Source organism: Devosia sp. ZW T5_3 (genome assembly GCF_044987315.1).
GTDB lineage: Bacteria > Pseudomonadota > Alphaproteobacteria > Rhizobiales > Devosiaceae > Devosia.
Genome location: NZ_JBJDRE010000001.1, coordinates 358091 through 370752 on the forward strand (window position 1 = coordinate 358091; position 12662 = coordinate 370752).

General features: G+C 58.5%; 10 protein-coding genes. 8 read left to right on the top strand and 2 right to left on the bottom strand.

Annotated elements, in window-relative coordinates:
* Window positions 1-149: 149 nt before the first annotated feature.
* Window positions 150-899: an AraC family transcriptional regulator gene (locus ACI3KW_RS01755; protein ID WP_404846660.1), complete on the bottom strand. Its 750-nt coding sequence runs from the start codon at window positions 897-899 to the stop codon at window positions 150-152.
* Window positions 900-1031: 132 nt separating this feature from the next.
* Between ACI3KW_RS01755 and ACI3KW_RS01760 the strand changes: the two genes are divergently transcribed.
* The 8 genes from ACI3KW_RS01760 to ACI3KW_RS01795 all read left to right on the top strand — a co-directional run bounded on the left by ACI3KW_RS01760 (window position 1032) and on the right by ACI3KW_RS01795 (window position 11248).
* Entirely contained in the window at window positions 1032-2243 is a 1212-nt protein-coding gene (locus ACI3KW_RS01760) for an MFS transporter (protein ID WP_404846661.1), read from the top strand.
* Window positions 2244-3094: 851 nt separating this feature from the next.
* Complete coding sequence (locus ACI3KW_RS01765) at window positions 3095-3460, top strand: response regulator (protein WP_113121586.1); 366 nt, start codon at window positions 3095-3097, stop codon at window positions 3458-3460.
* A gap of 155 nt (window positions 3461-3615) precedes the next feature.
* A complete protein-coding gene (locus ACI3KW_RS01770; protein WP_404846662.1) occupies window positions 3616-4614 on the top strand; it encodes a sensor histidine kinase in 999 nt (332 codons plus the stop codon).
* A gap of 366 nt (window positions 4615-4980) precedes the next feature.
* Window positions 4981-7305 (top strand): TonB-dependent hemoglobin/transferrin/lactoferrin family receptor, encoded by a 2325-nt coding sequence (locus ACI3KW_RS01775; RefSeq protein WP_404846663.1) that lies wholly within the window; start codon window positions 4981-4983, stop codon window positions 7303-7305.
* A gap of 72 nt (window positions 7306-7377) precedes the next feature.
* Window positions 7378-9129: an ABC transporter ATP-binding protein/permease gene (locus ACI3KW_RS01780; RefSeq protein ID WP_404846664.1), complete on the top strand. Its 1752-nt coding sequence runs from the start codon at window positions 7378-7380 to the stop codon at window positions 9127-9129.
* Between the two features lie 9 nt (window positions 9130-9138).
* Window positions 9139-9855 (top strand): hypothetical protein, encoded by a 717-nt coding sequence (locus tag ACI3KW_RS01785; RefSeq protein ID WP_404846665.1) that lies wholly within the window; start codon window positions 9139-9141, stop codon window positions 9853-9855.
* 11 nt (window positions 9856-9866) lie between these two features.
* A complete protein-coding gene (locus ACI3KW_RS01790; RefSeq protein WP_404846666.1) occupies window positions 9867-10697 on the top strand; it encodes a ChaN family lipoprotein in 831 nt (276 codons plus the stop codon).
* Window positions 10698-10708: 11 nt separating this feature from the next.
* Entirely contained in the window at window positions 10709-11248 is a 540-nt protein-coding gene (locus ACI3KW_RS01795) for an invasion associated locus B family protein (protein WP_404846667.1), read from the top strand.
* Between the two features lie 164 nt (window positions 11249-11412).
* Here ACI3KW_RS01795 and ACI3KW_RS01800 read toward each other — a convergent pair whose 3' ends face one another.
* Window positions 11413-12501, bottom strand: coding sequence for a LuxR C-terminal-related transcriptional regulator (locus tag ACI3KW_RS01800; protein WP_404846668.1), 1089 nt, complete (start codon window positions 12499-12501; stop codon window positions 11413-11415).
* Window positions 12502-12662: the final 161 nt, after the last annotated feature.

Sequence of the window (12662 nt, forward strand, 5' to 3'; positions counted from 1 at the left end):
AAGGGGGCAAGGTTACCTGTTCTCCCGTTTCGCGGGAAGGTTCCGCGCGGAAGGGGAGGTAGGCGAAATCACTGCGTGTCATACGTTGCGGAGGCGATACCGATGAATTTGACGGCATTGGCGCCATAGGGAATACGACCTCGCCGGAATTATCTGGCTATCCTTTCTGCCATGAATCGGCCTGGAGACTTGCCGAGCGCGCTCTTGAACATGGTTATGAACGCACTGACCGATTCATAACCGAGATCGTCGGAAACATTTTGCACCGTCGCTCCGGCCGACAATCTCTGCAGGGCAATGATGATATACAATTGCTGACGCCAGCGCCCAAAACTCATGGACGTCTTCTTGCTTACGAGCCGGGCAAGCGATCGCTCGCTCATGGCAACACGTTCCGCCCATTGCGCAACAGTGCTCCGATCTCCCGGATCGCCGATCAAAGCATTCGCAATCTGGATCATCGTCGGGTCTTCTGGAATAGGCAGGTGTAGGGCGGCGACCTCCATGCGGCGAAGCTCCTCCAGGACTACATGCGCAATCATGTGTCGATGTGAATCGGTATCTGCATGGCTGTCTGCAGGAACGGCGGCCATGTGCTTGATCATCTCGATCAGCATAGGCGTCAGCGACAGCGTGCAACATTGCGCGGGCAGGGTGGTGACGGCCGGATCAACGAAGAGCAGGCAAATGCGGCCGTTCGCGCCCACGTGATTGGAGTGCGGGACGTTGCCGGGTATCCAGACGCCGCTTCCTGATGGAACCATCCAAAGACCACCCTGCGCCCGACACATGACACCGCCCTGAAGCGCGATCACCAGTTGACCCTTGCTGTGCTGGTGCATGGGAAGCTCGGCTTCATGCTCCTTTACATCCACCGAAACCGCAAAGACGGGTTCCAAGGATAGATCGGGATCGAACGATGCGAGGCACGCGTGAAGGGAGTCCATGTACGATTGGCCGCTTTTAAATACTAAATGGCATAATATCTAAATTCAGCAGCCGACAATAGCTCTATTTGAGCAGGATCTCTCATGTCGGTTTTGAGCAAAATGTCATCTCGCGCCCGTCCCCTGAATCCACTTTGGGTTATCGCCGGTATCCTCGTCTTCTCCACTACTCTGCGCGGCACCTTCACAGCCGTTGGTCCCTTACTCGGCGTGCTAAGGGACACCTTCGGTATGGGGGCGAGCGAGGCAGGCCTTCTCATCACCCTGCCGTTGCTGGTCTTCTGCGTAGTGTCACCGTTCGCCGCGCTGCTGGCCCGCGAATACGGCCTTGAGCGTGCATTGCTCCTTGCACTGCTCGTCATGATCGGCGGGATCCTGGTAAGATCGGCAGGGCCCTCATGGGGATTGTTCCTTGGCACCTGCCTTTTGGGTGCCGGCATAGCGCTGGGCAACACTCTGTTGCCCAGCCTGATCAAGCGAGATTTTCCTGATCAACTCACGAAACTCACCGCGATCTACTCCATTGCTATGGGCATTGCCTCTGCGTTCGGTTCTGCAGCGGTCGTACCGCTGGCCCACAGTTTCAACTGGCAGATTTCGCTAGCTGCCTTTGTCGTCCTACCTGCTGCCAGCGTCTTGCTCTGGCTACCTCAGCTTTACAGACACACGCCTGTGTCGCCCGGCACCGCCACGCCTCCCCATGGCGGCGCGGTATGGCGTTCCCCTCTGGCTTGGCAGGTCACATTATTCTTCGGGGTCAATTCCTTCGTCTACTACGCTATCACCGCCTGGCTTCCCTCTATTCTGGTCGCCCAGGGCTTTTCATCCACCGAGGCGGGTTCACTTCATGGGATCATGCAATTGGCTACGGCTTTCCCAGCACTCGTGATTGTCCCTATTGTGCAGCGAGCAAAGGATCAGCGCGGTCTCGCCATTGGCCTTGCGGCATCAGGTCTAATTGCATTGGTCGGACTGCTCTTGATGCCTACTTTCGCGCTCCTTTGGGTGGTGCTCTTCGGCTTCGGCATCGGCGGCGCGTTCATTCTGGCCCTTGCCTTCATCGGGCTACGCACCCGAACCGCACAGCAAACCGCAAGCCTTTCGGGCATGACCCAGTCGATCGGCTATCTAATGTCAGCCACAGCACCGGTTTTGATCGGAGCATTGCGCGACAAGCTCGGGAGCTGGCAACCTGCGCTTGTCGCGTGCATCGCCCTCTGCGCGGTGTTGGCACTGCTTGCCTTAGGTGCCGGGCGGAGCCTGCAGATTGGCACCCAGTCAGCGTCCAAATCTTGAGTTCGCGACCACGGCTCCTGGGCCCACCTCTCTGAGCTTTGGGTCGACCTCGTCATTCCGGCTAGCCCACCGAGTCGCGATGGTTGTCGGTAAGTCCGAGCAAACCCTCGATGGAGCGCATACCGCATCTGTACCTTCCCGATGAATCCGCTTAGTCGGGAAGGTGACGGCCTCGCTCGGCAGCCGAAATTGGCATGCGTATAGCAGCGGTGCGTTGCAGTTCTACGCGCGGGGGATGCCCGAGCGAGCCTGGCATCAATACAGGCGAGGCCGTGAACGACAACGACATTGCCGCTGCTGCGGTGCTCATCAACCGATATCTGCCGCAATGCGCCTTTCCAGACCGAGGAGGGGACGCACTCGTCACATCCGCGTCGAATAGTCGTAATTACTCTTGAGCAGCGGCTGGATGGCTTTCTTCGGTTCTAGTCAATGACGAGATTAATGCCCGAAGCGCTTGATTTTGTGCGGAATGGCGCTCCTCGATTAGGAAGGCTCCTAGCTCGTAGGTTTTGCGCTGTCCCCCGGAAGCGGCATTTGGAACGTGGCGCACCGACACGACGTCTTCTCCCGCAAGAAGCAGCCACCGGTCCCCGTTCTCGCTCGTATAAAAGGCTCGTTCGCCATTTTGCATCTGACTTCCTTCAAGGCGATATGCCTCTCTACCAACGCTGGAGGGTGACTTTGGAAACATCGCTGCAGCGGCATTGGCCAGAAAGGCGTCATTTCGGCGAGAATGTTGCACCGGGACGGGCCGACCGGCACTTAACGCCGGCGTTTTGAGATAATTTGGATCGTTAGCCACTTCCCCGCGTTGCTGTCACCCGTTCAGAGGCGAATTGGACCGATGTATGACCGACCGGATAGCTGTACTAGTCGTCGACGACGAAGTCCTTGTCCGGTTAGACGTGGCTGACCAGCTTCGAGACGTCGGATATGAAGTCCTCGAAGCTTCGAACGCCGATCAGGCGATCGAAATTCTCAATATTACACCCAGCATAAGGCTGCTGTTCACCGACATAGACATGCCCGGATCCATGGATGGCTTAAAGCTTGCTGCAGCAGTTCGAGATCGCTGGCCGCCCGTCAAAATCATTGTCACGTCCGGCCATCGAAACGTGGACATCGCTGAAATACCGGATGGCAGCATATTCGTCAGCAAGCCCTACGCGCATCTGGCTGTACTGCGGTCAATGCGCGAGCTGCTCTCCGCCTGATTGAGATTCAGCCTACCCGTGCCTCGCTTGGCGCGGGTGTGTCGACGCGAGCTGACGACTGCATAGCCTCTGAAGGTTGCGTTGATGGTTTGCACCTTACGCAGGGGATGGCGTGAACGTGCGTAACCTGCTCAAACGGTGGCTAGGAGGCGCATATGCCGCTGTTCGACGAAAGCCATCCACTTTGGGAAGTGAAAAATCTTAAGCGGGCGCTGCATGCCGCTGGGGTAGCGCTATGGTCGTGGACGGTTGAGACCGACGATTTCGCCATGGACGAGCGGGCCTTCGAGCTCTGGGGATTACCGGCAGAAGGCTCGGTGAGGTTTGAGGACCTCTCCTCACGAATTCACCCCGCCGATCGAGATCGGGTTCGGGCGGCATTCACAGCAACCCGCGCCCTCATTGGCGCCTATGAAATCGATTTTCGTATCCTTCTCGGTGAGGAAATTAGATGGATATCGGCCCGCGGACTGGGCAACGATGAGGGATTGCACAAGGGGCAAATGTCGGGCGTTTTTCTCGACGTCACCGGCCGCAAGCAGGCAGAGGAAGGTCACGAACTCCTTGCTGGCGAGATGAGCCATCGGGTCAAGAACCTTCTGGCGATTGCGGCAGGTCTCACCAATCTGACCTCCCGCTCGGCGACATCTGTTGCAGAGATGGCCAAGGAACTGACCAATCGGCTAACCGCGCTGGGTAGAGCACATAATCTTGTTAGGCCTCTTCCGGATGAGCAAGGACGTGCCGCACTGTTGGGCGATCTAATTTCCGTACTCCTGGCGCCTTACGACGATACCGGAGCTTTCAGCGGGCGAATTCGTGTGGCCGTTCCCCGCATGGGAATCGGTGAACAGTCCGCGACAACCCTGGCACTGGTCATCCACGAATTGGCGACCAATTCCTTGAAATATGGGGCGCTTTCCGTCGAGTCAGGCATGCTGGATATTTCCGGGACTGCCACGGACGATGAAGTGTGTCTCGTATGGACTGAGCACAGCGGTCCGATGGTGCAGCCGCAGGCAGAAGCAGGATATGGAAGCAAGCTACTCAACAGAATTATAACGGGGCAATTGCAAGGCTCCATAGAAACGGAATGGTCCGAGGGCGGCATCATCGTCTCCGTAAAAATGAGCGCCCAACGGTTGGCTGCCTAGGAACGTGTATTGTGCTCCTGAACGCTAGAACGATCCAAAACTGCTGAATGGCGGAAGGGCGTCGCAAGCGGAATGTCGGCTTCTAGTGCCCGATCAACGACAGCTGCCTTGTCTTTGTGTCAGCGATCCGGCCGGAGGCAACCGGGCGCCTCCAAGGCCTGACCCATCGCTTCTCGCGGTTCTGGTCACATTTCCCGCTGGAATCTAATGAACGAGCGGTTGGGATTGGGAGGCAATATGCTGACAGAAGGACTCGAGCTTTAATTGTTGACTATTATATTCATGTTAAAGTAGATGTCGGCCGCGTAGCCAGCCATCCGCCTGACCCGGTCAAGCCAGCAAAGCGTTATTCCTTTGGGGGCCTAAATGATCGGACATACCACGCGCGCCAGCTCGGCGGGCGACAGCAAAGCCGTGCGCAGACAGTCGTTGCGCGCGCTGCTCGGCAGCACAATCCTTGCTTCAGTGCTCATGTGCGGGGTCTCCGTGACCCTGGCTCAAGACAATATGAGCGGCACTCAGATAACCATGCTGCAGCGGCTAGTGATCACTTCAACGCGCACCTCTCAGCGACTACTTGATGTACCTGCAACGATCACCGTAATCGGTCAGGATCAGATCAACGAACGGGTCGTCCGCGACATTCAAGATCTGGTGCGCAACGAGCCCGGCGTTTCCGTTGACCGGCAGACCTCGATTACCAATCCCTGGGGCCAGCTCACCGGCTTCACCATCCGCGGCATGAGCGGCAATCGCGTACAGATGCTTGTCGATGGCAGCCGCGTGCAGGAGCGCATCACTGACGGCAGCCGCGATTTCGTCGATCCCTTCAACATGAAGGCCGTTGAAATCATGCGCGGTCCGAACTCGGTGCTGATGGGCGCCGATGCGCTTGGAGGCACGGTAGCGTTCCGGACGCGCGATCCATCCGATCTGCTCGAAGGTTCAGACAAGCCATGGGCTGTCGAGGTGCGGACATCTTTCGACAGCTTCGATAATTCCTGGCGCAAGCAGATCACTGGCGCTTATGATTTTGGTCCCATGCAAGTGCTGGGCAGCTTTGGCCATCTCTCCGCAAATGAAGCCAAGCTGACCAATGCTGATCCTGACGGTGCGCCTTGGGCCGCGTGCCCGCGTCCGACCTACTTTCGTTGCGACCAGCTGTATCCAGCCGATACCAGTGCCTATAACGGCCTGGTGAAGCTTGTGATTGCACCCAATGCCGATCACGAGATCAAGCTGACCGGCGAACTCTTCGATCGCAATACCGTTATCCAGCAGATCTGGGATTCAGGTGCGAGGACGGGCGGCTATGTGAGCAATGCCTATCCGCGCGAGCTCGACATGACCCGCTACCGGCTCGCCGTTGAGCACAATTGGCAGGTCAATGCGCCGTGGCTCGATAGCGTCAAGTGGCAAGTTTCTTACTCGCCGCAGAAGCGCGTCACCAACAGCATCTCCTATCGCACTTATCCGACCCGCACTCAGACGGTTACCCAGTTCCGCGACTACAGCGAGCGCTTCCTTGAGGCCGATCTGCAACTGGTATCCTCGTTCGGTGTCGGTCCGACCAACCATACCCTGACCTATGGCTTCGACGGTGATATCGCCAGGAGTGACTATACTGGCACCAATACGACTTGGAGATCGGATGGCGTGATCACGCCGCCGGCCATCAATCAGGGGTTCTCGTTCCCTAAAGTGGAGACCGTGCGCGCCGACTTCTTCCTACAGGATGAGATCAAAGCCTTCGATGACCGACTGACGATAACACCCGGTCTGCGTCTGGCTAATTACACCATCTCTCCCGATGCCAGCTACGCCAGCCTTCCGGGTTATAAGCCGGGCGAAGTAAAAAGCACCGAATTGATCAAGAAACTCTCAGTGCAATATGAGCTGACTGACAATTTCTCAGTCTACGCAGCCTATGGCGAAGGCTTCAAGATGCCGAGCGCCCAGCAATTGTTCCAGTCCAGCCTCGGCATCGGCACTACTGGTCTCGTCAACATCACGCCAAATCCCGAGCTGAAGCCGGAATCGGTCAGCAACTACGAAGCCGGTATTCGTGGCGAGTTTGATAAGGGCTGGTTCAGCGTGACCGGTTTCTATTCCAAATACGATAACTTCATTCGAGGCCTGCAGCCGCGGCCTGGCGCTCCCCTCGACCCCGCCGGCGATCCGACAGTCTACTGGTCCGACAACGTCGAGTTGGTCGACCTCTATGGTATCGAGTTTGGTGGGGAGTATGAGTTCTACGAGAACATCTTTGCCACTGCCAATCTGAGTTGGCAGCATGGTTCGCAACGCGTCAGTTCGGGGGCGGCGACGACACCATTCGACGGGGCCACCCCACTGACGGCCGTTCTTGGTATTCGCTACGAAATGCCGGAAAACGGTCTGAAGTTTGAACTGCTGACCACGCTCGCCTCCGGCGTCACCGAGCGCGCCGATCCCGCTGCCTTCAAGCCCGATGGCTATGCGCTGCTCGATGGCTACGTCACCTGGAAGCCCACGGAAAATGTGGAGATCAACTTCGGTGTCCAGAACATCTTGGACACTAGATATTTCCCCAACACGCTAACTGGCTACGCAGCCAACCAGACCGACATCGCCGTGCAGGGCCAGAACCCACTGGCAGCCCAGGTTGGCCCCGGCCGTACGTTCAAGATCGGGACCTCGGTCAAGTTCTGATCAGGCGATGCCCAGAGACATTCCAAACAACAGAAGGGCGCCCCGCGCCCTTCATTCTTGAAGGATTTTGTCGTGTTGCGCGCTCTCTCCCAGTTCTGGCGCCTGCTGAAACTTTGCATTTCAGGTCCCCGCGGTAAGATGGGCATTGCCTTCTTTGTTGCGATCGTCGTCCTGGATTTCGTCGGCATTGCCACCTCCATTCGCCTGGTACAGTGGAACGGCGACTTCTATGGTGCGCTTGAGGCAATGAATGGGTCCGAAGCTATTAGGCAGGTCGGCGTTTTCTTCCTCATTGTGGCGGCGAACGTCTGTATTCATCTGATCGGGCTTTACCTCCGCAAGATGTTGCAGATGCGCTGGCGCCGTACGCTCACTCAGGGCGCCCTCGATATATGGCTGAACAATCGCGCCTACTGGCATCTCGCCAACAGCGCCGATAGCATGTCCAATCCCCAGAGCCAGCCGGTCGACAATCCCGACCAGCGCATTGCCGACGACTGCAAGTTCTTCATCGAGAAAGTGCTTAGCGAGGCGCTCGATCTTATCGGTCGAGTTGCCGGTCTATTCTCATATATCGTCTTGCTTTGGAGCCTCGCCAGCTTCCCGCTGTCGCTTGCCTTCATCGGCCTGCCGTGGGAAGTCCCGAACTATATGGTCTGGGCCGCCTTTCTCTACGTCGCGCTATGCAGTCTGCTTGTTCATTTTCTGGGCTATCCGCTTAAGGGGCTGCTGGTGGAGCAGCAGCGCCGCGAGGCCAATTTTCGCTTCGCCCTGGCCCGCCTGCGCCTCAATTACGATGAAGTGGCCATGTCTGCCGGTGAACGGGCAGAGCGCGGCGTTTTCAACAACCGCTTCGACGCCATCATCGCCAACTGGCGCAGGCTGATCAACCGCGATCTGATCCTGAGCTGCTTCACCTTTCCCTATTCCAGCACCGTGTTGCGCGTGCCGCTGTTCGTTGCCCTACCCGGGTACCTTGCCGGTCATGTCGCCTTCGGTGGGCTCATGTCGCTCAGCATGGCCTTCTCCAATGTTGTGACAAGCCTTTCATGGTTCGTCTTTTCCTATCGCGATCTATCTGATCTGGTTGCGGCTTCGTCACGCCTCGATGATTTTCTCGAGGCCGCCAAGGCAGCAGGGCGAACCGGTCGGCGCATCGCCCGGCACGACTCCTCCGATGGTGTTCTCGGCCTCAAGGGTCTTGCTTTGGAAACGCCGCAGGGGACCGTCATGCTGAACATCCCCGACTTCGCAATTACCCGCGGGGAAGCCGTGTGGCTGTCTGGTGCTTCGGGTCTTGGCAAGACTACGCTCATCAAGACGCTGGCCGGGCTATGGCCGCATGGCTCGGGGGAAGTCTTTACCCCCAGCGCTTCAATGATCGTCTTGCCGCAACGTCCCTATTTTCCCATCGGCGGCATCCACGCTGCTTTGGCTTATCCGCGTGGCAAGCAGGACTTCGCCGCGGAAGACCTCGATATTGCCTTGGCCAAGGTCGGCCTTGGTGAACTGGCTGATGTGGAATTCGGCCGCTCCGATACCATGGCGGCCCACGGTCTGTCCGGTGGCGAGCAGCAGCGTCTCGCGCTGGGCCGTTTGCTGGTCCACAGACCGCAGTGGGCGCTGCTCGACGAGCCAACCTCTGGTCTCGATATTGCTGCGGAGACCGAGCTTCTCTGCGTGCTGCGGCGCGAACTACCCGACACCACTTTCATTATCGTTGCCCACCGGCCACCACAGGGGCTCGGCTCCTTGCGTCACATCACACTCGACCCTGGCGCCTCGCCCGCGTCGCTTCTCCATCCTGATCTTCAACCTGCCTGACCTGAGACCATGACTGAAAACAATCCACGCGAGCGACTTCCCGTGCCGGCCGCTTCAGTAATTCGGGCACTACCCTCCATGGGCAAGCTAATGGTCACTGCAAAGCGCGCCGGCGCTACGCACGAGCGCATCGGCACGATCGAGGCTGTAACCGTTGACGATGGCTGGCTGGTTTGTTCCGGCGTCGAGCACGACAGTCGTATGGACCCATCTGCCATTGCGACGATCATCGTTGATCGCACCAGCGTTATGGGCGAGCAGGCCTATCCGCGCATCGACTTCCTCGATGTCGATGCTGAATGCCTGTTCAGCGTCGTCGGATTTAATGGGCTAGAGCCTTTCGACGCCGCTCTAGCACAATTCGGTGCGGGGGAAGCCCTCCCCGAAAAGCCGGTCGAGCCGCGCGGAGAGCGACCGAATGTCGACCCGGAGGAGATCGGAACGCGACCCTTTAATTTGGCGAGGGACACGAAGGCGAATATTATGATCGCTTTTAGCCGTCCAGGCTTTGTACAGAAGTGGGCGGGCATGGTGGAGAAGGTCAATCCGGCCATGGGCTTCATCAACATCATGCGCGCCGATTTCCACCTGCATCTCAAGGCCGGTACCGTGTCGGACTGGCGAGCTTCCGGCGACGGCACCAATATGATTCACGAGGCATTGGACCAGGATGGCGTGCCAACTGGTCTAGTCGTGCGCGGTCTGCCTGCCGCTATAACAACATGATCTCGCGTCCCATGCATGTCGTCGGTGGCTGGGTTGAACCAGCCAGGGGCACCGCCGCGAGGCATGGCGACCTGCTGGCGCGTGCCGCGCGCCAGCAGGTCGTGTTGCTCGGTGAGACGCATGATCGTTACGATATCCATCGCTGGCAGATGCATGTCTGCGCGGGCCTTATAGCCTTTCGGCAAGATATAGCCGTGGGCTTTGAGATGTTCCCGCGGCGGGTGCAACCCGCGCTCGATCGCTGGGTGGCGGGTGAGCTGGACGTGCCAACGTTCCTGGCCGAAAGCGAATGGAACGCAGTGTGGCGCTTCGACCCGGCTCTCTATCTTCCCATCTTCGAGTTCTGCCGCCAGTTCAAGCTTCCAATGCTGGCGCTCAACTGTGAACGCCCCCTAGTCACACGGGTGGGCAAGGAGGGCTGGGACGCAATCCCCGAGGCAGAGCGCGACGGACTGACGCCGGCAAAACCTGCCACTCAGGCTTATCGCGACTACCTGTTCAGTCTCACTGGCGGACCACGCCCTGACCGGGAGGCCAAAAGTAGTGCCGACCCGGCCTTCGACCGTTTCGTGCGCGCACAGCAAACCTGGGACCGCGCATTCGCCTGCAATATTGCGCGCCACCTGGACCAGCCTAACCCGCCACTGGTCGTCGGCATTATCGGACGCGGTCACCTCGAATATCGTTACGGCACGCCGTTCCAGCTTGCGGACCTTGGCATAAAGGGCTGCGCCGTTCTGCTTCCCAGCGACGACGACCAGCCCATGGCACCCAGCCTTGCCGACGCCGTTTTCCGTCTCCCGGGACCGCCCGAACGGGCGGTGCGCCCAAATTCTCGTTGAAAGAACCCAGTATGCTCAAAAAGATCGTCCTGCCCTTCGCCTTTATGGGTGCCCTGTGTATCGGCAGTGCGCTGGCCCAGGAGGTTTCCGCACCATCGGGCCTGCCGGGAGGTGCTGCATCGCTCAATGAGGAACACGGCGACTGGACGGTATCCTGCCGGATGGTCGGCACCGAGAAACTCTGTGCCCTGTCCCAATCACTGGCCGATACCGGCAGCGGCGAACGTGTTCTGGCCGTTGAACTGGCTACACCCGCTCTAGACCAGATCGAAGGGATACTTTTATTGCCTTTCGGTCTGCGCCTCTCGGACGGCATTACGCTTAAGGTCGACGCCAATCCTCTCGGCACCGCCCGTCCTTTCCTGACCTGCATTGCCAGCGGTTGCATTGTACCGTTGGTCTTTTCTGCTAGTCAGATCAGCGCCATGCGTGCCGGCAAGGCCATGACCATATCAGGTGCAAGCGCCGACGTCGGCCAGCCAATCGAACTGACGGTGTCGCTCACCGGCTTCTTGGTCGCCTCTAACCGCTCCGTTGAGCTCAGCAACTAAGTTCTCGAGACTGCGGTAGCATAGCCGAGTGCAGGACAATACCAACTTACTCACAGAGTCCTCGCTATAGTCCTGCCGGGTGGCCGGCAGGAAAATCGGAGAAGGTGAGTAGCAGCGCGTCCAGCATATTAAGGAGCGGACATGCGTTGCGCATGTTGAGCACGCTACGTCCAACCGGAATAGCCGCTGATGCCTTTAAGCAGGGCGATCAACTGTCCCTGCTGCCCGGTGCCGGTCTTGCGAAATATTTGCGCCAGATGCGTGCGCGCCGTGGCCACGGAAATGCCGCGCCGCGCAGCAATCTCCTTGACAGTGTGTCCAGCGGACAAATCGCCGGCAATACCCGCTTCCGCCGCAGACAGATCGAATAATCCGCGCAAGACGGTGTCCGATGGCAGGTTACTGTCTACAGCGTAACCTGTGACAGCAACCACTGCGGCGCTGCGATCGAAAATATCGCGGGAAGTCCGATGAAGCGGAATCACATGGATGACGACGGCCCGGTCATTCTCCGCCAGCCGTATGGGGAATGATCGGATCTGGGGCGCTGTGGCGCGTTCCGGCGCGGCGAGGGCCGTCTGAAGCATCCTGTCGATCACGCGATCCCGTGCCGCGAGACGCCCAAATGCGGCAGGACGCAGAACATCCCCCAATCGTTCAAACAGAGCATTAGCTGAGATGACGACGCCTGAATCGCCGATCACGCAAGCCGGAATTTGCAGTGCATTCAGGGTAGCGACGCTGGCTTCGGCGCGCTCAAGCTTAAGCCGTGAGGCCATCAGGGCCGCCCGCGCAAGATGGGGGCGAAGGCCGTCGAGCAACGCCAGTTCCTGTGGACCGAAGTCCGGCAAACCACTCTGGCGCTCGAAGGTGAAGAGCGCCATCTCGCCATCGGCCATATCCACCACCGAGCCCACCTGCCAGTCGGCACCGATCTTTTCCATATTGTGGTGATACGGATTATCTCCGTTGCGCTCATGGTCATAGAAAAAATTCGCGCGCTCAAGAAAACCAGAATACTGCAGTTTACGCAGCCGATGAGCGGGCGGGTTTTCATACCAGAAAGGTGTTTCAGCAAATTCGGTGAGCGTATCCACCACGTTCGGCGTTGCCGCGAATAGCGGCGGCAATTTCTGGTCGATGATCAACATGGCGCCCGAGTTGGCGCCGCTGGCCCGGGCAATATCTTCCAGCACACCCGCCCATAGTTCGGGCACGAACGCAGCCTCGTAAATCCGGTCAAGAACAGTCATCCGATGGTGACCTCCCACCAATTTTCCATCGCGATTGCCTCTTGGCCAGAGGCAGAAAAATCGCTGTCGACCATCCGTCTCCATTGTTCGGACATCGCGGAAAATCTCCTAAGGACGGCCCCGAGTTACTGCTTTGTCGGATTATGCCCAAAAGCTGCCGG